This is a genomic window from Ardenticatena maritima (assembly GCF_001306175.1).
In the GTDB taxonomy this organism is placed as follows: Bacteria; Chloroflexota; Anaerolineae; order Ardenticatenales; family Ardenticatenaceae; genus Ardenticatena; species Ardenticatena maritima.
Genome location: NZ_LGKN01000005.1, coordinates 503,602 through 523,636, shown reverse-complemented (window position 1 = coordinate 523,636; position 20,035 = coordinate 503,602). Strand labels below are relative to the sequence as shown.

Annotated in this window: 18 protein-coding genes and 1 tRNA gene; 11 read left to right on the top strand and 8 right to left on the bottom strand. The window is 60.0% G+C overall.

Annotated elements, in window-relative coordinates; translation table 11 throughout:
- The first annotated feature begins 6 nt into the window (after positions 1-6).
- The gene (locus SE16_RS10110) at positions 7-945 is read left to right on the top strand and encodes a PLP-dependent cysteine synthase family protein (RefSeq protein WP_054494025.1); all 939 of its coding nucleotides are present in this window, start codon (positions 7-9) and stop codon (positions 943-945) included.
- Here SE16_RS10110 and SE16_RS10105 read toward each other — a convergent pair.
- Entirely contained in the window at positions 942-2,492 is a 1,551-nt protein-coding gene (locus tag SE16_RS10105; protein WP_054494024.1) for a spermidine synthase, read from the bottom strand. The two genes, SE16_RS10110 and SE16_RS10105, sit on opposite strands and share 4 nt — an antisense overlap.
- 149 nt (positions 2,493-2,641) lie before the next feature.
- On the opposite strand from SE16_RS10105, the gene SE16_RS10100 reads away from it, so the two are divergent.
- Positions 2,642-2,713, top strand: a tRNA-Gly gene (locus SE16_RS10100).
- Positions 2,714-3,104: 391 nt separating this feature from the next.
- Here the strand turns inward: SE16_RS10100 and SE16_RS10095 are convergent.
- The 3 genes from SE16_RS10095 to SE16_RS10085 form a co-directional block, all read right to left on the bottom strand.
- Complete coding sequence (locus SE16_RS10095; protein ID WP_054494023.1) at positions 3,105-3,455, bottom strand: transposase; 351 nt, start codon at positions 3,453-3,455, stop codon at positions 3,105-3,107.
- An 8-nt stretch (positions 3,456-3,463) separates the two neighbouring features.
- Positions 3,464-3,913, bottom strand: a complete 450-nt coding sequence (locus SE16_RS16735) for a winged helix-turn-helix domain-containing protein (protein ID WP_054494022.1) — start codon at positions 3,911-3,913, stop codon at positions 3,464-3,466.
- 86 nt (positions 3,914-3,999) lie between these two features.
- Positions 4,000-5,430, bottom strand: a complete 1,431-nt coding sequence (locus tag SE16_RS10085; RefSeq protein ID WP_082374435.1) for a BglG family transcription antiterminator — start codon at positions 5,428-5,430, stop codon at positions 4,000-4,002.
- 274 nt (positions 5,431-5,704) lie between these two features.
- On the opposite strand from SE16_RS10085, the gene ppc reads away from it, so the two are divergent.
- Positions 5,705-8,491, top strand: a complete 2,787-nt coding sequence (ppc, locus tag SE16_RS10080) for a phosphoenolpyruvate carboxylase (RefSeq protein WP_054494020.1) — start codon at positions 5,705-5,707, stop codon at positions 8,489-8,491.
- Between the two features lie 102 nt (positions 8,492-8,593).
- Here ppc and SE16_RS16215 read toward each other — a convergent pair whose 3' ends face one another.
- Entirely contained in the window at positions 8,594-8,764 is a 171-nt protein-coding gene (locus tag SE16_RS16215; protein WP_169787346.1) for a DUF6800 family protein, read from the bottom strand.
- 119 nt (positions 8,765-8,883) lie between these two features.
- Here SE16_RS16215 and SE16_RS10075 point away from each other — a divergent pair, with 119 nt between their 5' ends.
- Together SE16_RS10075 and SE16_RS10070 are read left to right on the top strand one after the other, a co-directional pair.
- Positions 8,884-10,035 (top strand): tetratricopeptide repeat protein, encoded by a 1,152-nt coding sequence (locus SE16_RS10075; protein ID WP_054494019.1) that lies wholly within the window; start codon positions 8,884-8,886, stop codon positions 10,033-10,035.
- A 118-nt stretch (positions 10,036-10,153) separates the two neighbouring features.
- A complete protein-coding gene (locus tag SE16_RS10070) occupies positions 10,154-10,669 on the top strand; it encodes a DnaJ family domain-containing protein (protein WP_054494018.1) in 516 nt (171 codons plus the stop codon).
- 59 nt (positions 10,670-10,728) lie between these two features.
- Here SE16_RS10070 and SE16_RS16010 read toward each other — a convergent pair whose 3' ends face one another.
- The 3 genes from SE16_RS16010 to SE16_RS10060 form a co-directional block, all read right to left on the bottom strand.
- Positions 10,729-10,899, bottom strand: a complete 171-nt coding sequence (locus tag SE16_RS16010) for a hypothetical protein (RefSeq protein WP_160317041.1) — start codon at positions 10,897-10,899, stop codon at positions 10,729-10,731.
- Between the two features lie 39 nt (positions 10,900-10,938).
- A complete protein-coding gene (locus SE16_RS10065; protein ID WP_054494017.1) occupies positions 10,939-11,865 on the bottom strand; it encodes a sortase in 927 nt (308 codons plus the stop codon).
- Positions 11,866-11,963: 98 nt separating this feature from the next.
- Positions 11,964-12,542: a CPBP family intramembrane glutamic endopeptidase gene (locus SE16_RS10060; protein ID WP_054494016.1), complete on the bottom strand. Its 579-nt coding sequence runs from the start codon at positions 12,540-12,542 to the stop codon at positions 11,964-11,966.
- A gap of 193 nt (positions 12,543-12,735) precedes the next feature.
- Here SE16_RS10060 and SE16_RS10055 point away from each other — a divergent pair, with 193 nt between their 5' ends.
- From SE16_RS10055 to dnaN, 6 genes are all read left to right on the top strand, one after another.
- Positions 12,736-15,174 carry a DUF2079 domain-containing protein gene (locus tag SE16_RS10055; RefSeq protein ID WP_054494015.1) on the top strand — a complete coding sequence of 813 codons (2,439 nt, stop codon included), beginning with the start codon at positions 12,736-12,738 and terminating at the stop codon, positions 15,172-15,174.
- 87 nt (positions 15,175-15,261) lie between these two features.
- On the top strand, positions 15,262-16,128 hold the full coding sequence (locus SE16_RS10050) for a PfkB family carbohydrate kinase (protein ID WP_054494014.1): 867 nt from the start codon (positions 15,262-15,264) through the stop codon (positions 16,126-16,128).
- Complete coding sequence (locus SE16_RS10045) at positions 16,125-16,901, top strand: ParA family protein (protein ID WP_152918210.1); 777 nt, start codon at positions 16,125-16,127, stop codon at positions 16,899-16,901. The genes SE16_RS10050 and SE16_RS10045 overlap by 4 nt, the downstream gene beginning before the upstream one ends.
- A 43-nt stretch (positions 16,902-16,944) precedes the next feature.
- Complete coding sequence (locus SE16_RS10040) at positions 16,945-17,853, top strand: ParB/RepB/Spo0J family partition protein (RefSeq protein WP_054494012.1); 909 nt, start codon at positions 16,945-16,947, stop codon at positions 17,851-17,853.
- Positions 17,850-18,767, top strand: coding sequence for a class I SAM-dependent methyltransferase (locus SE16_RS10035; RefSeq protein ID WP_054494011.1), 918 nt, complete (start codon positions 17,850-17,852; stop codon positions 18,765-18,767). Before SE16_RS10040 ends, SE16_RS10035 begins: the two co-directional genes overlap by 4 nt.
- A 68-nt stretch (positions 18,768-18,835) precedes the next feature.
- The gene (gene dnaN / locus SE16_RS10030; RefSeq protein ID WP_054494010.1) at positions 18,836-19,963 is read left to right on the top strand and encodes a DNA polymerase III subunit beta; all 1,128 of its coding nucleotides are present in this window, start codon (positions 18,836-18,838) and stop codon (positions 19,961-19,963) included.
- Positions 19,964-20,035: the final 72 nt, after the last annotated feature.

The following is a 20,035-nucleotide window of genomic DNA, read 5'->3' as shown; positions in this document are numbered from 1 at the left end:
ATAGGCATGATTGCACAAAACAGCCTTAACCTCATCGGCAATACACCACTGGTGGCGCTCAATTCGCTGGCGCGCCACCTGCGGATGCCCCTTTACCTGAAACTGGAAACCGCCAACCCAACCCACAGCGATACCGACCGCGTGGCGCTCGCCATCATCGAATCCGCCGAACGCCAGGGACTGGTTGACCTCGATACGGTGATTATCGAACCAACGGCGGGCAACATCGCCTTTTCGCTCGCCATGGTCTGCGCGGCGCGCGGCTATCGCCTCGTCCTGGTCCTTCCCGACTGGGTGCCGGAATGGCGCATTCGCCTCTTGCGCGCCATGGGCGCCGACGTCCACGTCACGCATGGCATGAACAACGCCTTTGCGCGCGCCGATGAACTGGCAAACGCCTATCCCAAAGTGTTTCGCCCACGCCAGTTTGCCAATGCCGCCGCTGCGGAAGCGCACCAGCAAACCGCGCAAGAAATCTGGCGTGATACAGACGGGGCGGTGCAAGCGGTTGTCATTCCCGTGACGACTGGCGCGGCGTGTACGGGGATTGGCACATGGTTCAAACACCATCAACCCCATGTGCGCGTCATCGCCGTCCAGCCCGCCGAATCACCCGTGTTGACGGGGGGCAAGCCGGGCAACCATCACATCTACGGCATGGGCGCGCCTTTCGTGCCCACCCTCTACAACGATGACGTGATTGACCACGTGATTGACATCAGCACGTCCGAAGCCTACGAAGCCCTGGCGCGTCTCCTGCGCATGGAAGGGTTGCTGGTGGGACCATCGAGCGGCGCGGCGGTGGCGGGGGCGCTCAAATTCGCCCAAACCATGGCAACCGAAACAACCCCCATCGTGGCGCTCGCCCTCGATTCCATCGAACGTTATGTGCAAACCGACGTGATGCAGCGCGTGCTCAACAGCACGCCCATGCTTCCTCGCTAGCGGTTCAGCCGCACGCCCTCACGCACAATCAGCCAATCCACCAGATACTCCACCGGCGCGTGGTCGTCGGTGAGCACTTGCGCGTTGGTGTGTGGGGCAAGCCGCGCCTGTTGAACCCACTGCACCAGGTGCGCAGGCAGAAGCGGCGCAAACATGGCGCTGTTGGCACTCACCTGTTCGGGCGTTGTGGGGCGCACCGTGCCGATGAGGAAGGTGTTGTAGGTGTGCGGGACCGGCATGCGATAGACCGTCGGGAAAACGGTTTGCATGGTTGCGGCAAGCGCATCCACCAGACGCTCATCTTCGCCATGCGCCACATTGACGGCGATAACCCCGTCAGGCGTGAGATGCCGCCGCGCCGCCTGAAAAAATTCGACCGTGGTCAATTCAAAGGGAATGTACGGCTGGCGGTAGGCGTCCACGATGAGCAGGTCGTAGGTGTTGGGCGTTTGGGCGAGCCAGGCGCGTCCATCGAGCACCACCACGTCGAGGTTGGGCATGTTCATGGCGAAGTAGGTGCGCGCCACATCCACGACCTTGGGGTCAAGTTCAACGCCGGTGATGGGGTCGGGACCGTAGGTGGCGGTAATGAGGCGTGCCGCTGTTCCGCCCGCCAGCCCAATGATGCCCCAGGAACGGGGTTCGTCGAGCGGTTTTGGTTGGGCGGCAAACGCAGGAAGCGCCACGAAGTAATCCCACAGGCGTTGGGTAAAGAGGCGTTCCGGGTGGTAGATGCTGTGTGTGCCAACGCCCTCGTTCAATTCAAGGTAGCGCATACCGTCGGCGTCTTCCAGCACGCGAATGTACTGATACGCGGACTCGGTTTCGTAAAGCAAGTTTGCGTGGGGTTTGATGGGGGACGCCTGCACGGTCCACCACAACCAGCCCACCAGCACCATGCCCGCCAGCGGCACGGCAATCAACAGGCGGCGGCGCACCAACCAGAAACCCGGCAACGTGACGGCGAAGAGAGAGGCGCTGAATGTGAAAAAGGTGGCGCGTGTGCCCATCAGCGGAATGAGGAGCAGCACGGGCAAAAAAGTTCCCAGAAAACTGCCGATGGTGGAGAGCGCGAAAAGCCGCCCGGCGACACGCCCACTTTCACGCACATCTGCCGTTGCCAGCCGCACCGCAAAAGGGGAAACGCACCCCAGGAGCGTCATCGGCAAGGCGAACAAGAGCAACACCCCCAGAAACGAGCCGATGAGCCAGGCGCTTTCGTAGTTCACCAGCCATGTTTGCACGTTGTGCAGCAGGGGCGTCGCCAGCACAGGCACCAGCGCCACACTGACACCGGCGGCAACCAAAATGAGAAGCAAGGTTGTCAGGTGAGGCGAACGGTCCGCCCATCGCCCACCGAGCCAATAGCCCGCCGAAAGGTAGAGCAGAATCAGCCCGATGAGGTTCATCCAGACCAATTGGGACGTTCCGAAAAAAGGCGCCAACAAGCGCGAGGCTGCCAGTTCGATTCCCAAGGAAACCAAGCCGCCAACGAAGACGACAATGCCGAGGTAGGTTGTATGTGGGGCGCGTGGTTTGTTCGTCATGCATGCTCCTTCCACTCGTGGGATGGCGGGTTCGCACATCAAGCGGCGTAAAGCATACTCGACTTTGAGCGGAGACCAAAGGGGCATGCGGGCGTTCATCGCCAGGCGTTTGACCGAGACCAGAGGCGGCGTATAATAGGCGCAGGTGTGCGGGAGTAGCTCAGGGGTAGAGCATCTGCCTTCCAAGCAGAGGGTCGCGGGTTCGAATCCCGTCTCCCGCTTTTGGAGCCAAAGCAAACACCCGCCAAATGGCGGGTGTTTGTTGTTATGCGATACACATTTCCACTTGCAAATCCATGCAACCACGTCTTTACGCCCTGTTTTTACCCCTTCGATGACGGCAAACGATGCTCCAAGTGCGCAAAAAACCACTTCATCACCGTTTCAGGAACACCTTTGCGCGCCCCAAAGAGTAATACCAACTCCACTTCTAAGTAGGACAATTAAAGGCTTGCTGAATCCATGACCAATTCGTCAGCGAACGCACCAGGTCAGGCCGTTGCTGCTACCTGTGCAACACAGCTTCCACCGCTTGCTGTTTCTCCGCCAACGTGGGATACCGGTACCCCTCCACTGCCCGCCGCACCTCTTCAAACAAACGTTCTATTGGGTTCAGCTCCGGCGAGTAAGGGGCAGGTAAATCCGTCGTACGGCCACCCCTGCCAACGCTTTGGCCCGATGCCCCGGCGCCCGGTCCCAAATCACCGCCTCCATGCCCGTGGCCTGCGCCGCCGCTTCCAGGGCCTTTTTGTGGCTTTCGGCCCCCATGGTCGGTATCCAGGTCCACCAAATCTCCCCACGCCCCGGCGCCACCGCCAGCACCAGATACACCCACTCAAAGCGCATGGCCACTTTCTGCACCAGTTTCATCCCCCGAGGCGCCCACCGATGCCGTATCTGGTCCAACCCTCCCACACGCATCTCATCCCAAAACAGCACCTTCTTGCCACAGAACCCCGCCACCTGGGCTTTCAGCCCCCCTTTTTCCAGGCCGTCTGGGCCTGTTCATCGGCTTTCACCCCTTGCGGGCGGGGCTGCTTCCGCCGCCACCCCCGCCGGCGCAACCAGGCATGCATGCCGGAATACGAATAGGCCATCCCAACGTTTTCCTTCACCCAAGCCACCACGTCCCATACCGTGCGAAACTGCCCCTGCCGGGCCGCTTCCTCCAGGGCCGCCGCCTGTTCTTCCCTCAGCCGAGACCCCTGACGCGCGCCCGGACGGCGGCCATGGGTCCGCCGCACCACTTCCTCCCAGCCCCCTGCGTTGTACCACCTGAGCCAGCGGTGCAGCGTGTTCCGGCTGCGGCCCGGCGCCTGGCCCACCCGGCGGATGCTTTTTCCCCGGGCCGGCTGCCGGAATGCCCAGGCCCGCTCGCGGCGCTGCGGGTGCTTTTCTTTGCGGTACCGCTCCTGCCACACCGCTTCCGTATCGCCCGGTCGCCATGCGTATGGGCTTTGCGTCCAGGCATCTTCTTGCCTCCGGTTTTTTTCCGCTATTGTACCCTTCAACGATGGAGTTGGTATATGGAGGACAAGTCATGCTGGTGGAGCGTGCGCAACGAAGCAACTTCGATATGCCGAAAACGAGGAAACCGCGCCTTCAGACGAGCCATCAGTATTTGTGAAGTGGCCATACCACTGGGGCAAACTAACAAAACACGATACGGGTAATAGGGCTGTTGGTGAAGATACGTCGCACGCAAAAGCAGCGCTATGTTGAACAGGTCTTGTGTTGACAACTCAACGCCAACTTCATCAACCAGACGCGCATTCAAGCGCTGCGCCAGTGCATATTCGCGGTGATAGCGCGGCGGCAGTTCGACATTGGGCGTGGGAAACCACAGTCGAAAAGCCTGCCGAAAATATGCCGGAATGACATGAACAAGCAGGTTCGTTCGGAGGGTTGTGTCATGCGAAAATTGCGGCGCGCCATACTGTTGTGCCGCTTCCCGCAAGAAATCATCCACAAGAGAAACCAGGCGAGGCTCGAGCGCCAGATCCTCAACCCACAGGGCATCACGAGGCGCCGCCAACAGCGCCATAGCCAGCAAAGCAATCTCATCAACCGGCCATGCAGAATTGTTCGACCACCAAATCAATCGTTCAGCAATCCGCGTTGCAACATTCCAAATGGGCAACGTATGAACCCGCGAGACCAAATCGTCCGCAATATCCACCACATCCCCTTGCTGAACACGCCATACTTGCAAAGCAAACATCAAGGCTAACGCCAACGCCCCTTCGTCGGTAAAACGCACACCCATTTGCGTTTCAGCCCGCTCCACGTAGTGCAAGCCACGTTTGAGATCAAGGTGTTTGATGATCTGCGCGACCTCATCAATCAATTTCACAGCGGGCAATTGCGTGCGATCCAGGATCATGCCATGCTCGTAGGAAATGCGAACACTGCTTCCAGCCCCCGGAAACGCCCCCCACAGCAACGCCGCTATGGCTTGCCGCTTGCTCTTTTCGTCGCCCTGGATCCACACACCATAGTTGCGCCGCTTCTTGAGCATCAAATCGAAAGAAGCCAGCCACTCATTCAGCGCATCCAAATCCAAAAAGAGGGTCCGCCGCGAAACGGTGGTCAACCGTTGAAGTTGATAGAGGATAGCAGGCTCGTTTTCAGCGAGAAGGTAAAGAGCCAAAAAACGCCGCCGCTCTGCGTCCACCCAAACGCTCTGTTGCGTCCGGCGCAACGCTTCCAATGCGGCACTTTTTTGCTCAACAGTCCCATCAATCACGATGCCGACCCCCGCTTGCATCCTGAGCGCAAGCCCAAAACGCGCCAGCCAGTCCTGCACACCCCGTAAAGCATACCGCACCTGAGCCGGGCTCAGCCCAAGCGAAGCCCCCAATGCGGCGGCGCTCATCGGTGTTGACGATTCCAACAACCGTATGAGCAATTGCTGTTGATGAAAATGAAGATTTGGCATGGTATGCCTAATAGGTGAACCCCCAACCAGTCCAACGACTTTGGACAGTTTTCAGTATACAAGCAAAGGCGCACCGTGAAACAGTCAATAAATTCCTTCCACTTGTAACAAGTTGTAATAAAATGATATTTATTATGTCAAATTCACCTCATTTTGCTATACAGCCACATCCGCTTGACCGTTTGACGCTTTCCCCCACAATTCCCCCACACCAAGGGGGGTGAAGCCACAACGTGGTGGCGGCAAAACAGCCGAACAACCACGGAGGGGCTTTATGACACGTTCAACCACATCCCAACCCACAGCGCAAGCCGCACCCAACGAACGCCTGCGCGAACAAATCCGCTTGCTTGGCAATCTCCTTGGCGAAACCATCATCGCCCAAGAAGGGCGTGAACTCTTTGACATTGAAGAAACCATGCGCGCCCTCACCAAAGCGCACCGCGCCGGCGATGAAGACGCCGGACGCCAAGCGCTGGAACTCGCCGAGCGCCTGGCGCAGAACCCGCGCCAGGCGGCAGCCATCATCAAAGCCTTTGCCACCTACTTCCAACTCGTCAACCTGGCGGAAGAAGAACAGCGCGTGCGCGTCTTGCGCCGCCGCGCCCGTGCCGCCGCCCGCGACGGCTACCCCGTGCGCGAATCCATCGCCGCCGCCATCTTCCGCCTGCGCGAAGAGGGATTTACCGCCGAAGACGTGCAAGCGCTCCTGCGCGACGCGCTCGTCATGCCCGTTTTTACCGCCCACCCCACCGAAGCCCAGCGCCGCGCCGTGCTCACCAAACTCCAAGCCCTTGCCAACATCCTCTACGAAATGGACACGCGCGACCTCTTGCCCGACGAAGAAGCCCGCCTCATTCAGCGCATCCGCGAAATCATCGTCGCGCTCTGGCAAACGAACGAAACACGCCCACGCCCCCCCACCGTCATGGATGAAGTGCGCAACGGGCTTTACTACTTTGAAACCGTACTCTTCGACCTCATTCCGCGCATCTACGAGGACTTGCAAGCCGCGCTCGCCGACATGTACCCCGACGCCGCCTTTGACATTCCCTCCTTCCTGCGTTTCGGCTCATGGATGGGCGGCGACCGCGACGGCAACCCCTACGTCACCACAGACGTGACCGAAGAAACCCTGCGCGCCCAAAAAGCGCTCGTGCTCAAACTCTACCGCCGTGAAGTCGCTGAACTCTACAACGAACTCACCATGTCGCAGAAACGCATCGGCGTCTCGCAAGCCCTGCTCGATTCCATTCCCGAAGACGCCGCCCGCTTTCCGGACGAAGCGCCCGAAATCCTGGACCGCTTCGCCGATGAACCCTACCGCCAAAAACTCGTCTTCATGCACCGCCGCATCATGGCCGCCCAGCGCGAAACCGAACACGCCTGGACCGAAGGCTTCCACGAACCCGGCGCCTACCACCACCCCGAAGAATTCCTCGCCGACCTGCGCCTAATTGACGAAAGTTTGCGCGCTCACAAAGGCGAGATCCTCGCCAATGGGCGGTTGGCGCGCCTCATTCGGCAGGTGCAAGTCTTTGGCTTCCACCTGGCAACGCTGGACATTCGCCAACATTCCGGCCGCCACGAGGAAACACTCGCCGAAATTTTCAAACGCTACGCCCTGGCAGACGACTACGCCGCACTTGATGAAAACACCAAAGTCGCATTGCTGGAACGCGAAATCAACAGCCCGCGCCCCCTCACCGCGCAACTCACCTTCTCGCCCGACACCAACGAAACCGTGCGCGTCTTCCGCCTGATTCGCCGTGCGCATGACCTGCTCGGACCACGCGCCATTCAGTCCTACATCATCAGCATGACCACCAGCGTCAGCGACATGCTCGAAGTGCTTTTGCTCGCCAAAGACGCCAACCTGTTCGGGCAGATTGACATCGTGCCGCTGTTTGAAACCATCGAAGACCTGCACAACGCCCCGCGCATCATGAGCGCGCTTTTTGAAAACAGCGTGTACCGCCGGCACCTCGCCGCGCGCGGCAACCGCCAGCAAATCATGATTGGGTACAGCGACTCCAACAAAGACGGCGGCTACCTCACCGCCAATTGGGAACTCTTCAAAGCCCAGCGCGCGCTCGCCCAAACCTGCGACCGCTACAACATCCAACTCACACTCTTCCACGGGCGCGGCGGCACCATCGGGCGTGGCGGCGGCAACGCCGTGCGCGCCATCCTTGCCCAACCCCCCGAATCCGTGCGCGGGCGCTTCCGCGTCACCGAGCAGGGCGAAGTGATTAGCCACCGCTATGGCAACCCTCACCTGGCGCATCGCCACCTGCACCAAATCATGTACGCCGTCCTGCTCAGCAGTGGCCGCCGCCCGCATCCCGAACGGGAAAGCGTGTGGAGCAACGCCCTGGACGAGATGGCGGCGATTGCCTTCCGCACCTACCGCGCACTGGTGGAACGCCCAGAATTTTTGCGCTACTTCCACGAAGCCACACCCATTGACCACATCACACGGTTGAACATCGGGTCGCGCCCCGCCAAACGCCGCCAAACACAAGGCATTAGCGACCTGCGCGCCATTCCGTGGGTCTTCGCATGGACGCAATCCCGCGTCAACCTGCCGGGATGGTATGGGCTGGGCACGGCACTTGAAACATGGGTAGAGCAAGGCGATGAAGAAGAACGTATCGCCCTGCTCAGTGAAATGTATCGGCAGTGGCCTTTCTTCCGCACCGTGATTGACAACGCCCAAATGTCCCTGCGCAAAGCCGACATGACCATCGCCGCCATCTACGCCACACTCACCGACGACGCCACCCGCGCCGCCGTCTTCGACCCCATCCGCGAAGAACACGCCCGCACCGAACGCATGATTTTGCGCATCACCGGATACAGCGACCTACTCGAAAACGAACCCTGGTTGCAGCAAAGCATCCGCCTGCGCAACCCATACGTTGACCCCATGAACTACATTCAAGTGGCGCTCATTCGGCGCTTGCGCGAAACACCCCCGCCCGAAAACAGCGCCGAACTGGAAGACATCGTCTTGTTGGCTGTGAACGGCATTGCGGCGGGTTTGCGCAACACGGGATAAACACCAGCACGACGGCGGGCGCCGTTGCCGAAACACAGAGGCGGCAAAAGAAAAGCGCCTTGCTTCCAACGAAGCAAGGCGCTTCTTCAATCCCCAAAAAACTTACAGTTCAATCGGCGCACGCGGGCTAATCTTGCGAATCTTCTCAATCAAGCGCGCGCGCTCTTCACTGCTCTTCGCCTGCGCCAGCCGCGCCCGCAGTTTGCGCAGTTTTTCGCGGCGGTGGCGGCGACGGCGAATTTCACGTTTGCGTTCTGCACGATTATGAGCCATGTCTTCTTTTCCTCCCTCTTGCTTCTTCGCCTCGACTGTGTTTTAATAGTATTCAACTACGATTGTAGCGCAAGCAACCACCTTGTTCCAGATAGGTGTAAAAAAGAAAGGAGTGCAGCATGAGCAGCCTTGCCAATGCCAGCAGCGAATTCATTGCCCTTTTCAAGCAGGCGCTCGCTGCGTACGACCAAGGCGACCAAAACACAGCCTACGACCTTTTTCTGCAAGCCTCCGAACTTGAACCAGACAACGTCTGGTGTCTCATCTGGCTTGGGGCAACCGCCCCCAGCGCCGCCCAAGCCATTGAATGGCTGGAACAAGCCCTCGCTCTCGACCCCGAAAATCCGCACGCCCAGGCGGGGTTGGCATGGGCGCGCGAACAGTTGAGCCTTGAACAGACCATGGACATGCTCTCGGTGGATGAAGAGGCGTTGAGCGAGGAAACCGCCGAGCCGCTTTTTGAGGAAGAGGTTTCGTTCACCGAGCAGGAAGAAGAAGCCTTCTCGGCGGAAGAACTCGGCATTGACGAAGAAGAATTGCCCGACTGGCTGCGCGGCGAGGGTGAAGGTGAGGCTGGCGTTGCCGAGGTTGCAGAAGAAGCGGAAGAAGAAATCCCCGATTGGCTGCAAGGCGGCCAGGCGGAAGCCGCAAGCCCCGCCGCAACCGCTGAACCAGCCATTGACACCGGTTTACTGGGCATTGACGAAGAAGAATTGCCCGACTGGCTGCGTGGCGACGCCGAAGATATCTTCGCCGAAGCCGAATCCTCCGAAGAGTGGGTGGCGGGCGAACAACCCACCGCCGCCGCGGAAGCCATCACTGAACCCGACTGGCTTGTCGGTGGCGGCGAGCTCACCGCCGAAGAAGAAGAATCCTTGCAGTACCAGCTCACCGACAGCTCGCTGGAAGCCAGCGACGAAGCCACACGCGCCTACCAAATGGGGCTTGCCGCCTACGAAAACGACGACCTCGACGCCGCCGCGCGCTTCTTCGAGCGCACCGTCAAACTCAATCCGCGGCATGTGGAAGCCTACAACTACCTGGGAAGCGTCTACTTCTTGCAGGGCAACGTTGAACCCGCCATCAAAGCCTTTGAAACAGCCCTGGCGATTGACCGTAACCACGCCGAGACCTATCTCAACCTGGGCTTGATTTACCAGAACCTGGGGCAAAAGCAGAAAGCCATCTTCATGTTCGAGCAGTATCTGCGTATCGCCCCCGATAGCGAAATGGCAGACGAAGTGCGCAACATGATTGAAAGCCTGCGCTAACCACCACCGCCGCACCACACGCGCCGACGCCATGTCGGCGCGTGTTTGTTTTGGTGGACAACCCTCCACTGAATGGATACAATGGCATGTGTCGCAAACGGTGGCAGGAGCGGGAGCAATGGACGAACGGCACATGACCTGGTTGCGCCGTATCGAAGACGCCATTCGGCGCGCCTTTCAGCAAGGCGATTTTGAGGACTTGCGCGGCACAGGCCAACTGCTAGGCGACACCCACAGCGATTACTACGCCGGCGAGCACGATTTAGCCAACCGCGTGTTGGGCGCGCTGGAAATGCCCCCCGAATTTATCACCATGCGCCGCGAAATCGAGCGCGAGGTGGACGAAGCCCGCCGCGCCCTGCGTTCAGCTGCGCGCCGCCGTGAACGCCTGCTCGCACAGCTCAACCGCGCTGCCATCGGCGAAATTGTAACCCTGCACCGAGAAGCGTGGGATTCGTGGTACCAGGCGGTGGAAACGTTCTACGAGCAAGCCCGCGCCATCAACCGCAAAGTGGAAATTTTCAACTTGAAGAACCCAATCCCCAATCTCTTCTACCCACCCCTGCGCATTGAAGAGGAGATTGAGCGTGCCGAGCAAGACATCCTCAACGAAAGCCATCAGCCGCCACGCTAGCCGCACAAAAAAAACGCACGCGCGCGGCGTGCGTTCCCCCACTCCCACCAAACAACGGCTTAGCGCATGAAAAACCACAAAACGACTTGCCCGCCAAAAATCAGTGCCGACAAAATCGCAATACGGGTCAAGTCGTGCTTCACATGCGTGTAATCCATCTCAATGCGCGTCGAAGGTTGCGTCGAAACGGATTGCGTGCGTGCGCGGCGGCGTCCTTGTTTGCGTGCCATCGGTTCGTTCCTCCTGCTTCTCTCAAAGTGCCCGCGATTTTAGCGAGAAGTATCCAGTTCGGCAATTACAACGAGCCGTTGCGTGTCAATCAAATAGGGGTGGCACGTAATCAACGTGGCAATCGGTTCCTGGCTGGGCGCCAACACCTCCACCGCCGTGGGTTCGACAATGCGTTTCTGCGCAACAATGTAGCGGTATTCACGCCCCGCGCCATCGTAGACCAGCACTTCATCCCCCACTTCCACCTTTTCCAGATAGCGGAAGATTTCCCCAAAAATATCGTTGTGCGCCGACAACACCATGTTGCCCCGCTCGCCTGGGTTGGCTGAGCCGAGATGATGCCCCACGCCACGCTTCAACGCCTCCCAATCGTCGCCCTCCACAATCGGCGCATCCACCCCGATTGAGGGGATGACAATCCGCGTGGGCAATTTTTGCGCTTCGGCTTCATCCACCACAGGCGCGCCGGCGGCAGACGGCTTTTCTTCCAGCCATTCGGCGTACAACACGGGAATGGCGGCAATTTGCGCATTGGGCGGCGGCGGCGGACGCCCCGGCAACACCTGTTCCGCCACGGCGCTGGTTGCGCCGCTGTTGCCGGGTGCAAGCGATAGGTCGCCCACGGTGATCTCGTCGGGGGGGCGCACCAATTCACGGTTGGCGCGCCAATCCTGCACGTAGAAGAAAATCGCCGTCAGCAAACCGATGAGCGCCACCACTTCTACCACCACCAACAAACGCTCATACCAGCGCGCCCCCCGGTACAGACCGCGCGTCATCACCGAGCCGCGGCGGCGTTCCAGAAACGCGAGTTCATCATACCGCTGGACGCCCGGCTTGGGGGGGGCATGCGACGGCATAGGCTTTTCACGCAAGCGGCGCTGACGGGCTTCGCGCCGTTTGAGCAACAGCAGACGTTCCAGTTCTTCAACGCTCAACTCTTCCGGTTTTTTCTTGCCGAACATAGGTGGGCACGTATCCTTTTCTGTTCCGCTTTCCCGCCAAATTGGTTTTCAACCGTCTACGTATTCGTCTCATTCCTTTCAAAGCAAAGCACTGCCGCTCATATCATGACAAACAGGACGGATGCCACATTGCTCACGCCATGAACCAACCACCCTGGAATGATACTCCCCGATTTCAATCTGAGCCATCCCGTCATCAATCCAGCCACAAACGGCAACACAACAGCAACAGGCCATAGGCGTATATCTACGATCAACACCAAAAGGTGGGGTAAGGTGAAAATAGCGGCTTGTATCACATTCGCTCGCCAGAGTGCTTGTCGTCGCCCTAGCCAACCAGCGATGAGTCCACGGAAAAACAATTCCTCTCCTAACCCCGTTTCAATCATCCCAAAAGTCAATATAGCAAACAAATTTTTAAGAGTGAACGTTTCCCCAGCAAACCGGCTTACTGCCATTAATTGTTGGCTTTTTACATCCTCAGGAATCGTCGGCCATAACATCCACGAAAAGGCGACGCCCAATACAGAAAACCCCAACGCCCACCAGTAGTAGGTGCTTTGGCCAACCGTCAATCCAAGTCGTTGGGCAATATCACGCCATTCGTCCTTAAACTTCCACTTGGCAACAAACGCGTAAATCATCAAAGGAATGCTATACAAAATCAATGATGCCATATTGCATTCTCCTAGATGTATCAGCGATAACAACGCTTGTTTTGTCGGGTACGGCAAAAGGAAGTTGCGTGGCAAGAACAGACGAACATCACGATTGTACCGCCCATTTGCGCCTTGCCAAACACGTTTGCAAACAGTTTTCCCTCTTGCGCGCCCTGTGTACAATCACGCCATCATGCCAAGGGGGAAGACGATGCGGCGACCATACGAACCCGACTGGTGGAAAGAAGACGCCAAAGAGCAATGGGGGCGCTGGAAGCGGCTCTGGTTCTTTGTTGATGCGTTGTTACTGGTTGCCGCCGCAGGCGCAGCAGCAGGGCTTGCCTTGTGGGATTACACCTATCCCGCGCAACTCCCTAAACTCTGGAACACCGATACGCTGTTCACCTACCACCGCCTGCAATTGGAGCGCTTTCTGGCGGTTGGCGCTGGGGTGGCGGTGGTGCTCTGGCTGCTGGCAACCTGGCGGCGCTTGCACATCAGTCCCTGGACGCCGACCACCTTCTTCCAGCGCGGAACATGGCCGCCGTTTGTCCGTTGGGCGCGCCGTCTGGCGCGGGGGTATTTGCCGCTCTTCTGCATGCCGCTCATTGGCGTGCGCTATCTCTGGACACCGTTGGGCATGGGGATTGGCAGTTCATTCTGGACGTATGTGCTGATTCTCCCGCTCGCGTTCACGCTGGCGGTTGTGCTCGTGCCCTGGCTGGAACGCAACGAACGCCCCCCCGACTGGCTGACCGACACCAACGTGCGCCCTTCGTGGCGTGAACGTGTGCGCCCCGCCTTCGTCGTCATCGTCGGCATTCTGCTCTACCTCGCCGTCTTCGGCGGACTTTCGGCGGCACGCCATCTCTCGTTTCGCAGCCACGCCCTCGACCTGGGCACAATGGCGCAAGCCGCCTGGAACACAGCGCACGGGCGCTGGCTGGAATACACCCCCATGCCGGAAGAAGCCACCACCGCCGCGCCCCCCATCTCCAACCGTCTCACGTCCGGCAAAGCCGAATTTATTTTCTTGCTGATTGCGCCGCTCTACCGCCTCTGGCCCGACCCACTCTTGTTGTTGTTCATTCAAACCGCCCTGCTGGGCTTGAGCGCCTGGCCGCTCTTCCTGGCTTTTGAGAAAGTCACCGATTCTGGGCGCACCGCCGCCCTGCTCGCTCTGGCCTATCTCGCCTACCTGCCCCTGCACTACGTCAACATGGCGGATTTTCACCCCTCGGCGCTGGCGCCCTTCTTCCTGGCGTGGATGCTCTATGCCAGCGTCACCGACCGCTGGCGGCTCTACGCGCTGGCGCTGGTGCTGGCGCTCGCCTGCCGCGTGGACGTCGCGTTTGCGCTGGCGGGGTTGGCGCTGGCGTTCATGGCATACGAGCAATGGCGCGTGGGGCTTTTCACATTGCTGGCGGCGGTCGCCTGGTTTCTGGTGGATTTCTACGTCATCGTACCGTGGGCAACCGCCCGCTACGGTCCCGACCCCCTGGCGCTGGTCAATCAGCGTTTTGGGCAATACGGCGAGACGCCGCTGGAAATCGCCCGCACGCTTGCCCAACAGCCCCGCACCCTTTTGGGGCTCTTCCTGGACCGCGAAAAGGTGCAAACGCTGTTCGACCTCTTCATGCCTGTGGGCGGCGTGGCACTGCTCGCCCCCGTCTGGCTGGTTGCCATCGTGCCGCTCCTGCTCGTCAACCTGCTCGCCGACTCCGCCTGGCAAGGCACGGTGCAGGCGCACTACTTCGCGCCGATTTTGCCCTTCATCTTCTTCGCCGCTGCCATCGCCATTCGCATTCAGCCCAGCCTGCGCCGCGACGCCTTCTGGCGCGACGGGACGGCGCTCTACATCTTGCTCTCGGCGTTGCTGGTCGGCTACTTTTTCAGCCCCTTCCCACCGGGCAAGGATTTTCATCTGGCGCGCTTTTGGGTGAACACCCCCCACCAAGACGCCATCCGCACGGTGCTCACATACGTTCAGCCTGAAAGCCGCCTCAGCGGACAAAGCGACCTTGTGCCGCACGTCGCCAACCGGCGCTACCTGTACCTCTTCCCCGTCGGGCTGGATGACGCCGAAGAAGTCCTGCTCGACCTGGACAACGGCGCGGAACGCGCCCCGCTGGATTACTTCGCCTATTTCGACATGGTCAACCGCCTGCTCGCCAACCCCGAATTTGGCGTGGTGGCGTGGGAAAACGGCGTCGTCCTCTTGCGGCGCGGCTGGCCGCACGACGCCAACGCCATCGCCGCCCAACGCGCCGCCTTCGATGAGGGCTTCTACCGCCTCACCTGGCTCGACCATACCACGCCGCACAGCATGCAAGCCGGTGAGTTCTACCCGGTGCGCGTCTGCTTCCGCAATGACGGCACTCAATCGTGGCGCTCCGAAGACTGGTATCCCGTCTTTGTCGCATACCACTGGCTCACCCCCCAGGGCGACGTCGTGCAGTGGGAATCGGAGCGCGTGCGCTTGCCCTACACGCTCTACCCGACGCAATCGCTCTGCCTGCGCGTGCCGGTGGTCGCCCCGGAGACAGTCGGCGACTACATCTTGCAATTCGACCTCGTGCGCGAGCACCAATACTGGTTTGCCCAGAAAGGCGCGCCCCCGCTGGACGTAGCGGTCTCTGTGGTGCGCTAACCCCGCTGGCGTGAGTGGGAGCGTTCCCCCTCTGGCGCGTCTTGTGATACAATGGCGGCACACTTTGGGGGAAGGAGTTCGCCGCGCGTGAACATTGACTATCTCGTCATCGGCAACATCACCAAAGATATGCAACCCGACGGCTCATGGCGGCTCGGCGGCACAGGGGCGTATTCAGCCCTTGCCGCGCGCCGAATGGGCTACCGCGCGGCGTTGGTCACCCGCGCCGATGAAAACGTACCGCTGGAAACGCTCTTGCCCGGTGTGCAGGTGCACCGCCTGCCCGCAGACGTTTCGACGACGTTCGAGAACATCTACAACGGCAATGCACGCACCCAATGGTTGAAAGCGTGGGCGCCGCCCATTTCCTTTGAAGATATCCCGCCGGCCTGGCGCGACGCGCCCATCGTGCATTTGGGCCCCATCGCGCAGGAATGCGACCCACGCATGGCGGTGCACTTTCCCAACGCACTGGTTGGCGCAACACCCCAGGGGTGGTTGCGCGCGTGGGATGACGAAGGGCGCGTTTTCTTCCGCCCCCTTGCCAACCCCGCCGAGGCGCTGGCGCACATTGACGCGCTTGTTTTCAGCCTGGAAGACGTGCAAGGCAACCGCAACGCCCTGCACGCGCTGGTGAACGCCGTCCCCATCGCCGTGGTCACATGCGCAGATGAGGGGTGCCTGGTGTTTGCCGAAGGGGAAACGTGGCGCGTACACGCTCGCCCCGTCGCCCATGTGGTAGATCCCACCGGCGCAGGCGACGTGTTCGCCACCGCCTTCTTCTTGCGCTATGCCGAATGCCGCGACATCCTGGACGCGGCACGGTTTGCCAACGTGGCGGCTTCATTCGCCGTCGAAGGGGTCGGCGTCGAGGCGGTGCCCAACCGTGAGCGTATTCACGCCTGGCTTGCCGAACAAACTTTGCCAATTGAACAGGTGGTCGAATGGCGATGACGCACATCATTGTTTTTGCCAACCAAAAAGGCGGCGTGGGCAAAACCACGTCGGTGGTCAACGTGGGCGCGGCGCTCGCCGCCCGCGGTATGCGCGTGCTGGTGGTGGATATTGACCCACAGGGCAACAGCACCAGCCACCTGGGCATTGACAAAACCACGCTCACCGCCAGCCTCTACGACGTGCTGGTGCGCGACCTGCCCATCAGCCAAGCCATTCACCCCACAGGACGCCCCAACCTGGAGATTGTGCCCGCTTTGCCGGCGCTGGCAGGCGCCGAAGTGGAACTCATCAACGTCATTGCCCGTGAAACCTTGCTGCGGCGCGCCCTGCAAACCGTGCACAACCGCTACGATTACATCCTGATAGACCCGCCGCCCAGCCTGGGGCTGCTGACTGTGAACGCCCTCACCGCCGCCCGCTATGTGGTCATTCCCGTGCAAGCCGAATACCTGGCGCTGGAAGGGCTTTCGCAACTCTTGCACACCATCACCCTTGTGCGCGACAACCTGAACCCCACCCTGGACATTCTGGGCGTCCTGCTCACGCTTTTCGACGCCCGCACACGGCTGGCAAGCGACGTCGCCAAAGAACTGGTTGAACACTTTGGGCGGCGCGTGTTTCGCACCATCATCCCGCGCAATGTGCGTTTAGGAGAAGCGCCCAGTTTCGGCGAAACCATTTTTGAATACGCCCCCGATTCAGCAGGCGCGCGCGCCTACACCGCACTGGCGGAAGAACTGCAGGCACGCTTGCAAACGGCACACACCTGATTGACCAAAGAAACACGGCAGAGCGAGAGGCGGAGGAGCAGCGATGAGTGCGCAAAAGCGCCAAGGCAAGAAGAAAAGAGGGCTCGGCAAAGGGCTGGAAGCGCTTATCCCCACCAGCGAACAGAGCGCCACACCGCCCCCCAATGCGGGCAACGTGCGCGAAGTGCCCATCAACAGCATTCTGCCCAACCCCTACCAGCCGCGCAGCCACATAGACCCTGCCGCGCTGGAAGAATTGGCGGCTTCTATCCGCGAACATGGGCTTATCCAGCCGCTCGTCGTCACCCAAATTGAAGAAGGCGCGGTGGGCGAACGCTTCCAACTGATTGCGGGTGAACGCCGCTGGCGCGCCGCCAAAGCCGCAGGGCTGGAAACCGTCCCCGTCGTCATCAAAGAAGCCAGCGAGCAACAAATGCTCGAATGGGCGCTCATCGAAAACATCCAGCGCGCCGACCTCAACCCCATCGAAGAAGCCTTGGCGTATCAGCAACTGGCGGAAACCTTTGGGCTGACCCACGCCGAAATTGCCGAACGCGTGGGCAAAAGCCGCAGCGCCGTGAGCAACATGCTCCGCCTGCTCAAACTACCCATGCCCATCCAGGAACTTGTCTCGCAGGGCACACTCAGCGAAGGGCATGCGCGCGCGCTTCTGCCGCTGGAACGGCTCAGCCGCATGCTCGACGCCGTGGAAATCATTGTGGGACGTGGGTTGAACGTGCGCCAAACCGAAGAACTCGTCAAGCGCATGTTGGAAGAACCCACCGAACGCCCCCAAAAACAAGACCTCTCGCCGCTTGACCGCCGCCTGCAAGAGCGCATTCAAGCCCGATTGGGCACCAAAGTTGAACTCAAACGCGGCAAAAAAGGCGGCAAAGTGGTGATTCACTTTTACAGCGACGACGATTTGGAACAGATATACAAACTGGTGACAGGAGAAGACGACCTCTCATGAACGATACACGTCCACGTTGTGATTACGAAGGTTCACGCTATCAAGATGAATTTTGGACACCCGACCGCACGTATGAAGACCGTGTGGAACGTATCGCCTTGCGCCGACTGCTTCCGCCGCGTGGTCGGCGGCTGATTGAGATTGGCGCAGGTGCGGGACGGCTCGCCTCGCTCTACGAAGGCTACGATGAAGTGTACCTGCTCGACTATGCACGCTCGCAACTGGAACAAGCCGCGGAACGTCTGGGGCACGACCCCCGCATTCGCTACGTGCAAGGCGACATCTACAATCTCCCGTTTCCCACGGGCTTTTTCGACACCGTGGTGACCGTGCGCGTCCTGCACCATGTGGTGGATTTGGGCGCAGCGTTTGAAGAAATTGCGCGCATTCTGGCGCCCAACGGCGTGTACGTCACTGAATACGCCAACAAGCGCAACCTGAAAGCCATCTTGCGTTGGCTGTTGCGCCGCGCACGTCCTGGGGAAAACCCCTTCTCACTCGACCCATACGAATTCGTGCCGCTCAACCTGGACTACCACCCCGCCATGGTGGATTGGGAACTCCGCATCGCCGGCTTCACCCATCACGGCGAATTGTCGGCGAGTTTCTTCCGCATGCCGCTGCTCAAACGGCTGCTGCCCACCGGCTTGCTCGTCGCTCTGGACGCGCGCCTGCAACGCCCGCTTGCGCCCCTGCGCCTGACGCCGAGCATCTTTGTGCGGGCGCGGCTCATTCGCCAGCAAACCAGCGCCCCAGAGACGGCACAATGGCGCTGCCCCGCCTGCCACAGTTTGGACATGCACGAAGAAGAAACCGGCTTGGCGTGTCGAGCGTGCGGGCGGTTCTATCCCAAAACCAACGGGGTGTATGTGTTGCGCGCCGATTTGGTCGAAGAAGTGGCTTCACGTTCGTAAATCATCTATAATGCCAACATCGTTGACAAGCCTGTTCGATTGAAGAATCAGAGAAGCAAGGAGGCTGTATGCGCGTCACATGCTCTCAGGAACAACTCGCGCGAGGGCTTTCGATTGTGGGGCGTGCCGTTGCCACGCGCACAACGTTGCCCGTGTTGAGCAACATTTTTATTGGAACAGATGACCACCGCCTGAAACTGGTGGCGACAAACCTCGAAATTGGGATTACCGCCTGGGTGCCTGCGCAGGTGATTGAAGAAGGCGCAACGACCGTCCCCGCGCGCCTCATCGAAGACCTGGTGAAACAATCGCCCGCCGAAACCATTGAATTGGAGATGAAGAACGCGAACGAACTGGGCTACCACTGCGCCAGCATCTCCGCCACCATTCGCGGCATTCCCGCCGAGGAGTTTCCCATCATTCCCACGTCTGAAACGGCGGAAGGCGAAGTGGTGACGTTGCCCGCCGATTTGCTGAAAGAGATGATTAGCCAGGTGGTGTTTGCCGCCGCCACCGATGAAATGCGCCCCGTTCTGACGGGCGTCCTCGTCAAATTCGAGGATGATACACTCACCATGGCAGCCGCCGACGGCTACCGCATGTCCGTTCGCAGTGCGGCAGTCGGGGCGGCGGTGGAAGCGCCCGTCTCGGTGATTGTGCCCGCGCGTGCGCTCAATGAACTGGCGCGCATTCTGCCATCCGACAGCACGGTGGACGTGATTTTGTCGCCCAACCGCAACCAGATCCTGTTCCACGCCGACGACATGGACCTGGTGTCGCAACTGATCGAAGGCGCATTCCCGGACTATCGCAAAATCATCCCCCAAACTCACAAGACGCGCACGGTTGTGGACACCGGTCAACTCCTGCAAGCCGTGCGCCGTGCGCTCATCTTCGCCCGCGACGCCGCCAACATCGTGCGCCTGCGCTTCGAGCCGGGGAACGGGCTGGAGGGGCGCATGGTGGTTTCGGCGCAAGCCACCGAAGCTGGCGGAAATGAAGAAGTATTGCCCGCCGCGGTTGAAGGCGACGCCATGGAAGTTGCCTTCAACGGGCGCTATCTGGTGGACGTGTTGAGCGTCATGCACAGCGCCCAAACGGTCATCCAAACGCAATCATCCTCGCATCCGGGCGTCTTCCGCCCCGCCAACGAGGATACGAACTTCACCCATGTTATCATGCCCATGCACATTTGAACGGCGTTTGCGCCTGAACAAAAAACGCGCCACACGTGTGGCGCGTTTTTTTTGGCTTGCGAAGCGTGCCCG